14 protein-coding genes are annotated in these 14,025 nt (G+C 63.3%); 7 read left to right on the top strand and 7 right to left on the bottom strand.

The features are described from left to right. Positions 1–77 precede the first annotated feature (77 nt). From FHS03_RS02180 to FHS03_RS02170, 3 genes are read left to right on the top strand one after another with little or no spacing between them, the layout of a single operon-like run. Positions 78–713 carry a choice-of-anchor J family PEP-CTERM protein gene (locus FHS03_RS02180; RefSeq protein WP_183439367.1) on the top strand — a complete coding sequence of 212 codons (636 nt, stop codon included), beginning with the start codon at positions 78–80 and terminating at the stop codon, positions 711–713. A 26-nt stretch (positions 714–739) separates the two neighbouring features. Then, entirely contained in the window at positions 740–1,165 is a 426-nt protein-coding gene (locus tag FHS03_RS02175) for a post-PEP-CTERM-1 domain-containing protein (protein WP_183439366.1), read from the top strand. Positions 1,166–1,171: 6 nt separating this feature from the next. Continuing rightward, a complete protein-coding gene (locus FHS03_RS02170; protein WP_183439365.1) occupies positions 1,172–2,659 on the top strand; it encodes a PA domain-containing protein in 1,488 nt (495 codons plus the stop codon). A 70-nt stretch (positions 2,660–2,729) separates the two neighbouring features. Here the strand turns inward: FHS03_RS02170 and FHS03_RS02165 are convergent, their stop codons facing one another. The 5 genes from FHS03_RS02165 to FHS03_RS02150 form a co-directional block, all read right to left on the bottom strand. Next, positions 2,730–3,434, bottom strand: a complete 705-nt coding sequence (locus tag FHS03_RS02165) for a transposase (RefSeq protein WP_183439364.1) — start codon at positions 3,432–3,434, stop codon at positions 2,730–2,732. Between the two features lie 104 nt (positions 3,435–3,538). After that, the gene (locus FHS03_RS02160) at positions 3,539–4,219 is read right to left on the bottom strand and encodes a response regulator transcription factor (protein ID WP_050410646.1); all 681 of its coding nucleotides are present in this window, start codon (positions 4,217–4,219) and stop codon (positions 3,539–3,541) included. A 94-nt stretch (positions 4,220–4,313) separates the two neighbouring features. Continuing rightward, a complete protein-coding gene (locus tag FHS03_RS27980) occupies positions 4,314–4,817 on the bottom strand; it encodes a sensor histidine kinase (RefSeq protein WP_229426016.1) in 504 nt (167 codons plus the stop codon). Then, positions 4,753–5,355 (bottom strand): PAS domain S-box protein, encoded by a 603-nt coding sequence (locus FHS03_RS27975; RefSeq protein WP_229426015.1) that lies wholly within the window; start codon positions 5,353–5,355, stop codon positions 4,753–4,755. Before FHS03_RS27975 ends, FHS03_RS27980 begins: the two co-directional genes overlap by 65 nt. Before the next feature lies 1 nt (position 5,356). Then, positions 5,357–8,476, bottom strand: a complete 3,120-nt coding sequence (locus tag FHS03_RS02150; protein ID WP_183439363.1) for a DEAD/DEAH box helicase — start codon at positions 8,474–8,476, stop codon at positions 5,357–5,359. A gap of 170 nt (positions 8,477–8,646) precedes the next feature. Between FHS03_RS02150 and FHS03_RS02145 the strand changes: the two genes are divergently transcribed. The 3 genes from FHS03_RS02145 to FHS03_RS02135 all read left to right on the top strand — a co-directional run bounded on the left by FHS03_RS02145 (position 8,647) and on the right by FHS03_RS02135 (position 12,115). After that, positions 8,647–10,998 (top strand): Tex family protein, encoded by a 2,352-nt coding sequence (locus FHS03_RS02145; RefSeq protein WP_183439362.1) that lies wholly within the window; start codon positions 8,647–8,649, stop codon positions 10,996–10,998. A 222-nt stretch (positions 10,999–11,220) separates the two neighbouring features. Then, a complete protein-coding gene (gene grxD, locus FHS03_RS02140; protein ID WP_183439361.1) occupies positions 11,221–11,535 on the top strand; it encodes a Grx4 family monothiol glutaredoxin in 315 nt (104 codons plus the stop codon). Continuing rightward, positions 11,528–12,115: a UbiX family flavin prenyltransferase gene (locus tag FHS03_RS02135; protein ID WP_183439360.1), complete on the top strand. Its 588-nt coding sequence runs from the start codon at positions 11,528–11,530 to the stop codon at positions 12,113–12,115. The genes grxD and FHS03_RS02135 overlap by 8 nt, the downstream gene beginning before the upstream one ends. 17 nt (positions 12,116–12,132) lie before the next feature. On the opposite strand, the gene FHS03_RS02130 is transcribed toward FHS03_RS02135, so the two are convergent. Both FHS03_RS02130 and FHS03_RS02125 read right to left on the bottom strand, forming a co-directional pair. Continuing rightward, on the bottom strand, positions 12,133–12,315 hold the full coding sequence (locus tag FHS03_RS02130; protein ID WP_183439359.1) for a hypothetical protein: 183 nt from the start codon (positions 12,313–12,315) through the stop codon (positions 12,133–12,135). Between the two features lie 313 nt (positions 12,316–12,628). Beyond that, positions 12,629–13,036 carry a hypothetical protein gene (locus FHS03_RS02125; RefSeq protein WP_050410634.1) on the bottom strand — a complete coding sequence of 136 codons (408 nt, stop codon included), beginning with the start codon at positions 13,034–13,036 and terminating at the stop codon, positions 12,629–12,631. A gap of 510 nt (positions 13,037–13,546) precedes the next feature. Here FHS03_RS02125 and FHS03_RS02120 point away from each other — a divergent pair. Continuing rightward, positions 13,547–13,948 (top strand): MerR family transcriptional regulator, encoded by a 402-nt coding sequence (locus tag FHS03_RS02120; protein WP_183439358.1) that lies wholly within the window; start codon positions 13,547–13,549, stop codon positions 13,946–13,948. Positions 13,949–14,025 lie beyond the last annotated feature (77 nt).

The raw sequence follows: 14,025 nt of genomic DNA, 5'->3' as shown, positions 1-14,025 counted from the left end.
GAAAGATGTTTCTACAGTACCCGTCCCTGGGACGCTGCCCAACGGCGTCCCGCACAACTTTTGGAGGCTATAGCGCAATGATTAAAACTACTCTCAGTGCCCTGGTGTTACTGGGCGCGGCTGCCTCGGCTCAGGCCGACGTGTTACTGCAAGAAAACTTCAACAATGTCGACGCCCTCGGCGCGTCCGGCTGGGTCTTCAACAATGCCAGCTCGCCTGTTGGCTCGAATAGCTGGTTCCAAGGCAATAGCAAGGTCTTCCACGCCCAATCGGGCGCGGCCAATTCTTACGCTGCCGCCAGCTTTGGCAGCGCAGCCGAAGGTGGCGTCCTGAACAACTGGCTGATCACCCCAGAATTCTCGACCGCCAAGAACGTGTCGATCTCGCTGTGGGTGCGCGGCGCCAATGAAGCGGGCTTCAGCGACCACATCTCTTTCGGCCTGAGCAAAGGCGGCAGCGCCGCCAACGACTTCGTGCTGCAGCCTTCGTTTGAAGCCGCCGGCGACTGGACCAAGTACACCTTCAATATCGGCGCCCTGGGCGCGGGTACGGTCGGCCGCTTTGCCATCAACTACAACGGCCTGGCCGACAGCTCCACCTATGTCGGCATCGACAACCTGTCCATCGCCGCCGTTCCCGAGCCAGCGTCCTTCCTGATGCTGGGCGCCGGCCTGTTCGCAATTGGCGCCCTGCGCCGCCGTCAGCGCGGCTGAGCGCTTCGCCATACCAGGAGAACCATATGAAAACCATCAAATCCAGCCTGCTGGCTGGCCTCGGCATCGCCGTGCTGGGCCTGAGCGCCCTGCCGGCCCAGGCGGAATCCGCCCAAGCATCCACCGTGCAAAGCGCCGACGCCCTGACCGTGGTGCGTGATCCCGTCACCGGCGAACTGCGCGCCGCCACCGGCGAAGAGCAAGCCGCCCTGCAACAGAAAGCCAACGCCGGCAAACGCCTGCGCCAGTCCGCCGCGCCACAGGCACAGCAAAAATTCCACGCCAGCGGCGCCCGCGGCGCGCGCGTGACCGATGAGTTCCTGAGCTCGTCCGTTGTGACCCGCCTGCCGGACGGCAGCATGCAGAAGCAATGCTTCGATTCGCACGGCGCCGCCGACAACGCAGCACAGGCCGGCCACGTCCACGTCACCCCTCAGATTGCAACGGAGTAAACACTTATGCGGACCAAGACCAACCGTCACCTGACCCGTTCGCTGATCGCCGCCGCTTGCGCGCTGGCCTGCTTCAGCGCCGAAGCCGCAAAAATCGTCATCACCAGCCGCGATGCGCCGGGCGTGGGCTTCAACGACCCGACCCCGGTTGCCCCGGTGGGCGGCAATACCGGCACCACCCTGGGCCAGCAGCGCCTGAATGTCTACCGCTATGTGGCCGATATTTGGGAAAAGAACCTGCAAAGCAATGTCGACATCACCGTCAGCGCGGGTTGGGAAGCGCTCACTTGCACCTCCAGCTCCGCCGTGCTGGGCAGCGCCGGTGCGTGGAACTTGTGGCATGACTTCCCGGGCGGCAAGCCAGGCACCTGGTATCCACAGGCGCTGGCCAACAAGATCGCCGGCGTGAACCTGTCCGGCAACGAACCCGAAGCCCCAGGCGAATACAATAATGTGGACATCAAGACCCAGTTCAATGTGAACCTGGGCAACCCAGGCTGCCTGGACGGCTCGCCCTTCTACCTCGGCCTGGACGGCAATGCCGGCACCAAGGTCAACTTCGTCGAAACCCTGCTGCATGAGCTGGGCCACGGCCTCGGCTTCGCCGTCTCCACCGTGGACACCGGCACCGGCTACCGCTACGCCGCCGACGGCAGCGGCTTCTTCCCGACCGGCGGCCTGCCGAGCGTGTGGGAAAGCTTCATGTTCGACAACACCAAGCAGAAGAGCTGGCTGCAAATGAGCAATGCCGAGCGCAAGGCATCGGCCATCAACCCGCTGCAACTGGCCTGGACCGGCGCCAACGCCGTGGCCGGCGCCACCATGCTGAAAGCGACCCAGCAAGTGAAAACCAGCTCGCCGGCCGTCGGCGGCAGCGGCGTCTATGACCTCAGCCCTTCGCTGTTCGGTCCAGCCGTGCCTAACAGCGGCAACCTGGGCGTGCTCGCCAATATCGCGGCGCAAGCCGGTGAAGCCGGTCCAGGCTGCGACCCGTTCAATGCCGCCAACCGCGCTGCGGCCTTCGGCAAAGTACCGGTCATCAGCCGCGGCGGCTGCGCCTTCGCCATCAAGGTGAAAAATGCCCAGGATGCGGGCGCCGTCGGCGTGTTGCTGGCCAATAATGTGGCCGGCGCCTTCACGCCAGGCGGCACCGACAGCAGCGTCACCATCCCTTCGGCCGGCGTCAGCCAAGCCGCCGGCGATGCGCTGAAAGCGGCGATCAAAGCGGCCGTGCCCTATGGTTCGCGCCTGAAGCCGGGCACGGTGGCGGCCACCTTCGGCATCGACAACACCCGTATCTCGGGTGCCGACGGCCAAGGCCGTCCGCTGCTGTACACCCCGGCCACGCTGGCGCGCGGTTCCTCGGTATCGCACTGGGACGTGACGGCCAGCCCGAACCTGCTGATGGAACCCAACATCAACACCGATCTGGGCACCGTGCTGACGCCACCGAAAGACCTGACCCTGCCGCTGCTGAAGGATATCGGCTGGTAATCCGGTTTTGACGCCCTGCCACCCGGCAGGGCCGGCTTATCCGCGGCGCGCCTTGAACGGCGCGCCGTTTTTATTCCGCCGCCGCGTCTTTCACCTTGAAAGGCCGGCCGCGTTTCGCCGGCAAGACCTGGCGCTTCATGCGGTGCTGCAATTCCGCCTTGAAGCGCTCCGATCCCAAGGGCCAGCCTTTGAGCACGGCCGCTTCGATGGCCGCCGTCTCGGCGCTGCCCAATCCCCGTCCCGCCAGTTCGCTATACGCCGCCTCGCGCTGGAAGGGCGTATTGCCCAGCGCCCAATAGAACGGATGGTCGGTGATCATGCCGTCCGGCTTGATGCCGGCGTGGTGGGCGTAGCTGGACCAGGGATAGTCTTGCGGCCAAGCCGCCTGCCCGGCGCGCACCGGCGCGAACTCGATATAGCGGCAGCAGGCCAGCAGATAGTGTTCGGCGTCGATCACGGCCGTCTTGTAGCGGCCCTGCCATAAGGTGCCGGCCCGGCGGTATTTCTGGTTGAAGTAAGGCACATAGTAGCGCCCGACCCACTGCATCATCTGGCCCAGGCCGTCCGTGGTGGCCGGGGTCGCCAGCAGGTGGAGCTGGCCGGGCAGCAGCACATAAGCGTGCAAGGCGACTTGATAGCTGCGCGCGGCGCTGCGCAGCCAGCCCAACAGGGCTTGGTAATCGTCGGCATCCTGGCACACCAGCTGGCCATTCAAGCCGTGCTGGACCAGGTAATGGGGCTGGCCGGGCACGACCAGGCGCGGTAAACGGGCCATACAATGCAAAAAGGGTAGATCGGAAGCCCGATTCTACCCAGTTTGCTTGACTCTGTCCCCAATTAATTCCGCGCAAGGAAAAATCGCGGCGACTCTGTCCCTAATTACGAGAGATTGAAGCTGGCCGACAGGCTATAGCCCTCGCCATAAGCGCTGCGCAGGGGCAGATCCTGGCCCAGACCGCTGCGCGCCTTCTTGCGCAGGCGGTAGACCAGCATGTCGACGCGGCGGCCCGCATCGGGATCGTCGCCGCCGATGCCGGCCACGATGACCTGGCGCGGCACGGGACGGGTGTTGATGGTCAGCAGGTGCAGGAAATTGCACTCTTTCTCGGTCAGCGTGATGGCCTGGCCCTGCAATTCGAGCTGGCGCGCGCTGACCTTCAAGGTCCACTTGCTGGGCAGGGGCAAGGCTTCCTGCGGGCCGACGCGGCGGTCGAGCGCCTCGATATGGGCGGCCAGCTCGGGGAACTTGATGGGCTTGGTCAGATAATGGTCGGCGCCCAGGCGCAGGCCGAGGATGCGGTTGTCGAAAGCGACGCGGCCGGTCAGCACCAGCAGACCGATCTGCGGATACAGCTGGCGCATGCGCGGGATGACATTGAACCCGTCCTCGTCCGGCAAGCCGAGGTCGAGCACGACCACGCCGACATTGCCCTGGCTGAGTGCGGACCACATTTCGCTGGCGTTATTGGTGATATGGACTTCGTGTTCAAGCTCAGTCAGGAATTCCGCCATCTCCTCGGCGTACTCCAGATTGTCTTCCACGATCAGTATTTGCGTCATTGATGCGCCGTTTTTCCAATAGGTTCAGCAAGCCCATGGCTTGCGTCAAAGAATTATCACGGTTGGTTCTGCCCTATGCAAGATATTTCCCCGCTCAAACGGCAATCGGCAACCAAATCCGAAACTTTTTGCCGCTTTCAGAAAGGTTTTCCGCCGTCAGGCTGCCGCCGTGCGCTTCCGCCACCGCGCGCGCCATATACAGGCCCAGTCCGGACCCGGCAATACCTTCGGCCGCGCGGCCACGGAAGCCGCGCTCGCCGAGACGGGCGATTTCCTCGTCGGGAAGCGCGGAACCATGGTCGATCACCGAGAACTCGACCCCGCCTTCGCTTGCTTTTTTACCTACTAATTCTATCGCGGTATCGGGTGCCGTGTACTTAATTGCATTATCGAGCAAAATATCCAGGCAAAGCCGCATTCCTTGCGGGTCGCAACGCAGCCATGGCGGCAAGCCAACGACTTCCACCTTGATAGCGTTACGCCGTATACGCGCCGCTTCGCCCACCGTTTCGAGCAGGGCGGCGGGCGAAATTTCATTGGCCTGGCGCTTGCGGCCGATGCTGGCCAGACGCTCGGGCGACAGATAATCGTCGATCATGGCGATCAGGCGGTCCACCGCCACCTGGATCTTGCGGTAACGCTTGCGCGTGGCTTCGTCGGCATTGGCCGACGTCATTTCCAGGCGCTGCACGGCAGCCGTCGATGGTCGACAGCGGGGTACGGAATTCGTGCGACAGCATGGAGGCGAAACGCTTCTGCTGCGTTTCCCATTCGGCGCGCTCGGCCAATTGGCGGCTCAGGTCGCGCACCACGCCGGCCAGCTGCAGCGGCTGGCCCTTCTTGTCGAGCACCAGGAGCGATTCGATTTCCACCGTCAGGCTGCTGCCGTCGGCGCGCTCGAACACCAGTTCGCGCCGCAGGCGCAGGCGGCTGGCGTCGCCATCCTTGAAACGCGCCAGCCGCGCCGGCAATTGCGCCAGCAGCTGGTCGGCATGCCGCTGGGCTTCTTCGGCGCTGAAGCCGAAGGCGGCATGGGCCGCGCTCAGATACAGCAGGCGTCCGCTGGCGCAGTCGATCAGCCAATGCACATCGCTGCTGCTGTCGAGCAGCAGCCGGAGTTGGGCAAGTTCGCTCATATCAGTCCACCAGTGGGGCGAAGATCTGCTGCAGGTCTTCCTGCGTCAGCGCCAGTTTTTGCGATTCGCCTTCCGCCAGGACCGATTGCGCCAGATCCGCTTTCTTTTGCTGCAGGACTTGGATCTTCTCTTCCAGCGTACCCTTGGCGATCAGCTTGTAGACAAACACGGGTTTGTCCTGACCGATGCGCCAGGCGCGGTCGGTGGCCTGGTTTTCAGCGGCCGGGTTCCACCACGGATCATAGTGGATTACCGTATCGGCCGCCGTCAGATTGAGGCCGACGCCGCCGGCTTTCAAACTGATCAGGAAAATCGGCACCGCGCCCTGCTGGAAAGCCGCCACTTGCGCGCCGCGGTCCTTGGTCTCGCCGGTGAGGATGGCATACGGAATGTCGCGCGCATCGAGTTCTTCCTCGATCAATTCCAGCATGGACGTGAATTGCGAGAACACCAGGATCTTGCGGTTTTCTTCGAGCAGGTCCTCGACCATCTGCATCAAGTCGGCCAGTTTGGCCGACCCGGCCGCCTGCTGCTTGCGCGCCGGCAGCGATTTGACCAGGCGCGGGTCGCAGCATACCTGGCGCAGCTTGAGCAGCGCTTCCAGGATCACGATCTGGCTGCGCGCCACGCCCTTGCGGTCGATTTCCTCGCGCACCTTCTGGTCCATGGCCAGGCGCACGGTTTCGTACAGGTCGCGCTGGCCGCCGCTCAGTTCGACCTTGCGCACCATCTCGGTTTTCGGCGGCAGCTCTTTGGCCACGCTGTCCTTGGTCCGGCGCAGCAGGAAGGGCTTGATGCGGCGGTTCAGGAGCGCGCGCCGCAGCGGATCGTCCTGGCGCTCGATCGGATGGCGGAACTGGGTGTTGAAGGTCTTCTCGTCGCCCAGCAGGCCGGGCAGCAGGAAGTGGAATTGCGACCACAGCTCGCCCAGGTGGTTTTCCAGCGGCGTGCCGGACAGGCAGAGCCGGTGCTTGGCGCGCAACAGCCCGGCGCTCTGGGCCGCCTTGGAACGGGTGTTCTTGATGTAGTGCGATTCGTCGAGGATGACCAGATGGAAGTCGTGCTCGCGCAGTTTTTCCTCGTCGCGCGGCAAGAGCGCATAGGTGGTCAGCACCAGGTCGGCTTCGGGGATCTGGTCGAACATCTGGGCCCGGTCCTTGCCTTGCAGCAGCAGCACCTTGAGGCCGGGCGCGAAGCGGGCGGCCTCGTCCTGCCAGTTGCCCATCAGGCTGGTGGGCGCGATGACCAGGGCCGGGTGAGTCAGGCGGCCCGCCTCTTTTTCCACCAGGATGTGGGCCAGGGTTTGCACCGTCTTGCCCAGGCCCATATCGTCGGCCAGGATGCCGGCCAGGCCGTATTCGCGCAGGAACTGCATCCAGGACAGGCCTTCGGTCTGATAGTCGCGCAGCGTGGCCTGCAGGCCGGCCGGGGTGGCGATGCGCTGCACCGAGGCGAACTGGTTGAGGCGGCGGCCCATGGCGCGCAATTCCTCGCCGCCGGTCCAGACGAAGTCGATATTGCGCGCCAACTCATCGAGACGGGCCGCGTCGAGCGTGGCCATGCGCACGGCATGGCGCACTTTTTCGCTGAAATACAGCTCGCCCAGCGTCGCCAGGATCGGCTTCACGCGTTTCCAGGGCAGGGCCACGCGGCTGCCGTCGGGCAGGGTGGCCAGCATCTGGTCGGCGTCGGCGTGGGCCGCCAGGGCCTTGATGTTGAAGTCTTGCGGCACCGTGCGGATCATCTGCACCAGCACCGGCAGCAGCGGCACGCGTTCGGCGCCGACGGTGATGCCCAGTTCCAGCTCGAACCAGGCATTGCCGCTGTCCGGCCCCTCTTCCTCGACCTCAGCATACCAGTCGCCGACGGCGCTCAAGTCGTAGCGGTATTTGACGGATTTCTCGACCTGCCAGCCGGCCGCGCGCAGCGTCTCGATGCCGGCTTCGGCAAAGCGGATCCAGTCCGCTTGGCTAGCAAGCAGCAAGCCGCCACGCACGCTGGACAGCGGCAGCGCGTTCGGCTTGCGGAAACCGAGCTCGGTCAGCGTGTGCAGGGCGGCCGCCTCGGCCTCCTCGTTGCGCTGGATGATCTCGGTCACGTCGCCGCGCTGGCGCACCACGCGCTGCGCCGGATCGAAGGAGACGCGCTCGCCGTCGTAATCGTATGACAGCACGGCGTAATCGTTCCAGCGCTGCACCGAGCCGTCGGCCAGTTGGGCGCTGTCGAGCAGCAGAATGGGGCGCGGCTGCACGTCTTTGCGCAGGCGCTGCGGCAACTGCTGCGGCAGCGGCATCAGGTGCTGCAAGCCATGCGCCAGCAGCAGCTGGGAGACGCGCATCTTGTCGTTGGGCATCAAGAGCGGCGCCTGGGCCACCAGGGCCTGCAACTCGGCCAGGGCGATATTGCTGCCGCCCTGGTTCAGGTACAGCTCGCCGCACGAGAGGTTGTCGATATACCAGGGCGGATCGGTCGGCAGCATATAGTCGATCTGGTCGGCGCCCGGGTGGCGCGCGCCCTCGGGCGGCTCGACCTGCCAGCCCAGGCGCAAGCCCTTGCCCTCTTCGCGCCAGGCCAGATTGGCTTCGCGCAGCGGGCCCGCTTTCATCGGATACACCATGCCGTTGCCGACATCGGCCCAGGAATTGGCCCACAGCAGCTTGCCCTGGGTCGACAGCATGGTCAGCAGGGCGGCGCCGATCTTGCCGCGCGGCTCGGTGGCCGTGCCGGTCTGGGAATTCGGGCCGCTGCGCATGGCGACAAAAAAGCGGATCAAGTCATCGTCGCCGGCTTCCAGGAAGGTGGGCGGGGCCGAGAGCAGGGAAAACACTTCGCTGATCGGCGTGGCGGCCGCCACATCGCCATTCGGCCGCAGGCGCGCCTTGTACAGGCAGAGCGCCACATGGCGGCCGCCGCTAGTGGGCGCCAGCACATAGATCAGGCGGTGGCTGCTTTGTTTCGGGTCCGCTTCGACCGGCGTCAGCTTCGCTTTTGGATGGGCGGCCGCATCCACCCGCTGCAACCAGGTGGCGACGGCATAGGGCAGTTGCGTCCCCGGCGCGCCGGCCGGAACAGGGGTGGGAGCGGCAGGAGCTTCGCGGGTTTCGTCGCGGGTTAAATCCATTGGGCGCATGTACGTTTGGAAGGTTCAAAAACAACAACACGCAATATTATCCGCCAAGTATGGTTCTGTGTTTGTGAAAGTTCTAACTTAGTGTTACCGCACACCCGTTTTCCCCCTATCTATCCCTTGAATTGGTTATGATTCCGGCCTTGGCCTATTAGGACTATCACATGCTGCCTGCTATCGAACAACGTCTCGCCCTGGAACTGGCCGCCAAGCCGGCCCAGGTCGCCGCCGCCATCGCCCTGCTGGACGAAGGCGCCACCGTCCCCTTCATCGCCCGCTACCGCAAGGAAGCCACGGGCGGCTTGGACGATATCCAGCTGCGCCTGCTCGAAGAGCGCCTGCGCTATCTGCGCGAGCTCGAAGAGCGGCGCGCCGCCATCGTGGCCTCGATCACCGAACAGGGCAAGATGACGCCCGAACTGCTGCAAGCGGTCATGCTGGCCGAGGACAAGACCCGGCTGGAAGACCTGTACCTGCCGTACAAGCAGAAACGCCGCACCAAGGCCCAGATCGCCATCGAAGCCGGCCTGAGCCCGCTGGCCGAGGCCCTGCTGGACAATCCCGCCCTGAATCCGGACGCCGAAGCGGCCAACTACCTGCGCGACGCCTTCACCACGGCCGACGGCAGCAAGAATCCCGGCGTGGCCGACGCCAAGGCGGCGCTGGACGGCGCGCGCCAAATCCTGATGGAGCGCTTCGCCGAAGATGCTACGCTCTTGCAATCCTTGCGCGAATACGTGCAGGAACACGGCGTGGTCGATTCCAAGGTGGTCGAGGGCAAGCAGGAAGAAGGCGAGAAATTCGCCGACTACTTCGACTATTCGGAAGCGATCCACGCGATTCCCTCGCACCGCGCGCTGGCCCTGCTGCGCGGCCGGCGCGAAGGCATGCTGGACGTCACCCTGCGCCTGGATACGGAAGCGGAAAAACCGAAATGGGACGCGCCGCACAATCCCTGCGAAGGCCGCATCGCGGCGCGCTTCGGCATCCGCCAGCAAGGCCGCGCAGCCGATAAATGGCTGGGCGACACGGTGCGCTGGACTTGGCGCGTGAAAAGCTTCATGCACCTGGAAACCGAATTGATGAGCGCGCTGCGCGAACGCGCCGAACTCGACGCGATCAATGTTTTCGCTACCAATCTGAAAGCCTTGCTGCTGGCGGCCCCGGCCGGCCAGCGCGCCACCATGGGCCTGGATCCGGGCCTGCGTACCGGCGTCAAGGTGGCGGTGGTGGACGCCACCGGCAAGGTGGTCGACACCGCCACGATTTATCCGCACCAGCCGCGCAACGACTGGCACGGTTCCCTGCACACCCTGGCCCAACTGGCGGCCAAGCACAATGTGGCGCTGATTTCGATCGGCAACGGCACCGCCTCGCGCGAGACCGACAAGCTGGCCCAGGATCTGATCAAGCAGCAGCCCGAATTGAAGATGAACAAGATCGTGGTGTCGGAAGCGGGCGCCTCGGTGTATTCGGCCTCGGAATTCGCCTCGCGCGAACTGCCGGAACTCGACGTTTCCTTGCGCGGCGCCGTCTCGATCGCGCGCCGCCTGCAAGACCCGCTGGCCGAGCTGGTGAAAATCGACCCGAAATCGATCGGCGTCGGCCAATACCAGCACGATGTCAGCCAGACCCAGCTGGCGCGCACCCTGGACGCCGTGGTCGAGGATTGCGTCAACGCCGTCGGCGTGGATGTGAACACCGCTTCGGCGCCGCTGCTGGCGCGCGTGTCCGGCTTGTCGGCCAGCGTGGCGCAGAGCATCGTCAGCTACCGCGACCAGAAAGGCGCGTTCAGTTCGCGCGCCGGCCTGAAAGCCGTGCCGCGCCTGGGCGACAAAACTTTCGAGCAGGCGGCCGGCTTCCTGCGCGTGCTGGGCGGCGACAATCCGCTCGACGCTTCGGCGGTGCACCCGGAATCGTATCCGCTGGTGGAAAAAATCCTCGGCGACATCAAGAAGGAGATCAAGGCCGTGATCGGCGACGCCGGCTTGCTGAAAAGCCTGAGCCCGGCCAAGTATGCCGACGAAAAATTCGGCGTGCCGACCGTCAGCGACATCATCCGCGAACTCGAAAAACCGGGCCGCGACCCGCGTCCCGAATTCACCACCGCCACCTTCAAGGAAGGCGTGGAAGAGATCAAGGATCTGCGTCCCGACATGATCCTGGAAGGCGTGGTGACCAATGTGGCGGCCTTTGGCGCCTTCGTCGACATCGGTGTGCACCAGGATGGGCTGGTGCACATTTCCGCCCTCTCCAACAACTTCGTCAAAGACCCGCACAGCGTGGTGAAAGCCGGCCAGGTGGTTAAGGTCAAGGTGCTCGAAGTGGACGAAAAGCGCAAGCGCATCGCCCTCACCATGCGCCTGACGGACAGCGCGCCGGCGGCCGGTTCCCGTCCCGAACAGCGCGGCGACCGCAACGACCGCCGCGCCATGGGCCAGCAGCAAAAACAGCAGGCACGCGAGCCGCAAGTGCAAAACTCCATGGCCGCCGCCTTCGCCAAACTGCGCGGCTAAGCCCCACCGTTTGATCTTCGTCAAACAATGTCCACCCTGGTGCCAGGCACTGGAGTCGGACATTGTTTGCGCCAGATCAAAGAATGTCTAGCTGCGGTGCCTGACACCAGGGTGGGACATTGTTTGATTTGGCGCAAAGTGGCGGGGCTTGGGCGGCTTTTCGGCCTTGGCCGGCGTTTTCTTATAAAATAGAAGCATCTTTTCTTTTTCTTAGAGGCAGCAATGAGCGACGATGTGCAAAAGTGGATCAAGGAAACCGTGAGCAATACCCCTGTGGTGCTGTTCATGAAGGGCACCGCCCAGTTCCCGCAGTGCGGTTTTTCCGGCCGCGCCATCCAGATTCTGAAGGCTTGCGGCGTCGAGAATATCGCCACCGTGAACGTGCTGGATGATCCGGAAGTGCGTCAGGGCATCAAGGAATACTCGAACTGGCCAACCATTCCGCAGCTGTATGTGCGCGGCGAATTCGTCGGCGGCTCCGATATCATGAGCGAGATGTTCGAGTCGGGCGAACTGAAAGCGCTGCTGAATGCCTGATCGCCCGCAGCGGATCGTCATTGCCATCACCGGCGCCACCGGCGCCGTGTATGGGGTGCGTCTGCTGCAAATCTTGAAAGACATGCCGGCCGTCGAGACCCATCTGGTGGTCTCGGAAGCGGCCGTGCTCACGCTGCACGAGGAAACCGGCTGGCAGCGGCGCGAGGTGGAGGCTTTGGCCCACGTCGTGCATAAGCCGCAGAATATCGGCGCTTCGATCGCCAGCGGCTCGTTCCAGAGCGATGGCATGGTAATCGCGCCCTGTTCGATGAAGACCTTGGCCGCCGTGGCGCATGGCTTGTCGGACAATCTGATCGCGCGCGCCGCCGACGTGATGCTGAAGGAGCGCCGCCGCCTGATCCTGATGGTGCGCGAAACCCCCTTCAACCTGGCGCACCTGCGCAATATGACCGCCGTCACCGAGATGGGCGGCATCATCTTCCCTCCCCTGCCCAGCTTCTATCACCGGCCGCAAAGCATTGCCGACATGGTCGACCACACGGTGGCCCGCGTCATCGATCTGCTGGGACTGGAGCATCAGCTGGCGCCGCGCTGGAGCGGCTTGAACGGCCCGCCCTAAATCCACCAGCGCCGGGACTAGCGTCCCTCGTACGGCGAGTAGGTGGCGCGCTTCAACTCCTTGGCTTCTTCGACCATGCGGCGCTGCGCATTGCGCTTGCGCAGGACTTCGGCGTGCTGGGCCGCCGTCATCGGCGGGGCGGTCATCAGGTCTTTCAGCTGTGCTGCATTGCTGTAATTGCTTTTGAACAGAGGACTCATGCTACTCCTTGCAATTCGCGCGGGGGCGGGGCGCCTTGGCGCTATTCTGCATCAAAATGATGTCAGATCGGTGACATTTCGCATTTTGAACCATTTCATTACATGAAGATACAAAGTGGTATGGTCGCAAACCGGCCGCCGCCGACGCCATGCGGACGGCACAAGGCTGCGCAAAAATGCGGCAAGACGGGCTGAAAATCGGGTGCAGAAGGGCAACGCGGGTGTCGGAGGGGGACGCGCGGAGGAGGAGGCGGGAAGCGAAAGCGGACTGCAAAAACGGCGAGCCTGCGCGGGACTAAGCCGTGATTTCTTGTTACTTTTGGTAGTTGACGCGGACCAGCATGCGAATAAATTCTCGCGCAATTTGGCGGTGATGCTCGTCCAGACGCTGTAAATCGGCTATCAATTTGACATCGGCGGACTCAAAGCGCGACAAACCATTGGCGCCTTCGCCATTGGCCGCGGCATTTTCCGCGCCGCCAAAACGCAGCCATTCGGCGGGCACGCCCAGCCACTGCGCGATCATGCGCAGCTTTTCCTGGGTGGGAATAGCCTCGCCTACCAGCCATTTACGGGCGGCGTGGACGGTGATGGGACGGCCGTCGAAGCGGATATTGAATTCCCTGGCCAGCCGGGTCGGACTGTCGGGGGAATAATGGGCGTTTTTCAAAGCTTGCTGCAGGCGCTGGCTAAAGCTTTCGCGTTCATTTGAAGAATTCATAGTTGCACTATTTCATGACACGGCATGAATGTCAGTCTCTGGAAAGGTCAGACCAATTGTGACAAACAAAAACTTAACAATTAACATTTTACGCTTGGCGACCACCTTTGCCCCACCTGTCCTACCAAATAAAATATTGCCGAAACCCCGTTGCGTAGCAAATTTTACTAGTCATTTCTAGAAAGAAATGAATTAACTTTAGAACAATCTTGACGAAAAAATGGGCGGGACAAACGGCAGTGTAATCCGGCTGTTAAAACTCCGCTGGTATTAAAACGGGAGCCGTTTGCGTCAACGCGGAGACGGACGCAAAAGCACGCTCGTTCAGCGACCATTAGTCCAAATGAACAATTTGTGGCGAATCACAAGTAACCTGGAATCGCGGGGACGGTTCATTATAGGCCGCTCTGTCTCGCAGCGCTCACGCCCGCCCAAGCGGACATGGCTTACTGTCGGCGGGCGCGCTACAATGTGCTTGACGTTACGTAAACGGAAGATCCATTGTAAGCCATGCCGACCTATACCATTACCGAACTGGCGCGCGAGTTCGACATCACCGCCCGCGCCATCCGCTTTTATGAAGACCAGGGCCTGCTCAGCCCTTCGCGCGAGGGCGCGGGCGGGCGCAACCGTGTCTACACGCCGCGCGACCGCACCCGCCTGAAACTGACCCTGCGCGGCAAGCGCCTGGGCCTGTCGCTGTCCGAGATCAAGAGCCTGGTCGATATGTATGAGTCGCCCAAGGACACGGCGGCCCAGATGAACCGCTTCCTCGGCGTGCTGGCCCAGCACCGCGAAACCCTGGAGCAGCAGCGCGAGGATATCGAAATGTCGCTGGCGGAAATCAGCGCCCATGAAGAGGAATGCAAGCGTTTGCTGGCCGCCGTCGGCCAGGCAGCGCCGGCCGCGTAAGCCGGCCCGCCACGGCCCGCTGCCCGCAGCAAGACAGCGGCCGCCAGGGACCATTTGCAGCAGTTACTTTACGTTTA

It is taken from the genome of Pseudoduganella violacea, assembly GCF_014191875.1.
Lineage (GTDB): Bacteria > Pseudomonadota > Gammaproteobacteria > Burkholderiales > Burkholderiaceae_D > Rugamonas > Rugamonas violacea_A.
Note: the sequence above shows the minus strand (reverse complement) of the source record. Positions and strands in the feature narration are given on the sequence as shown.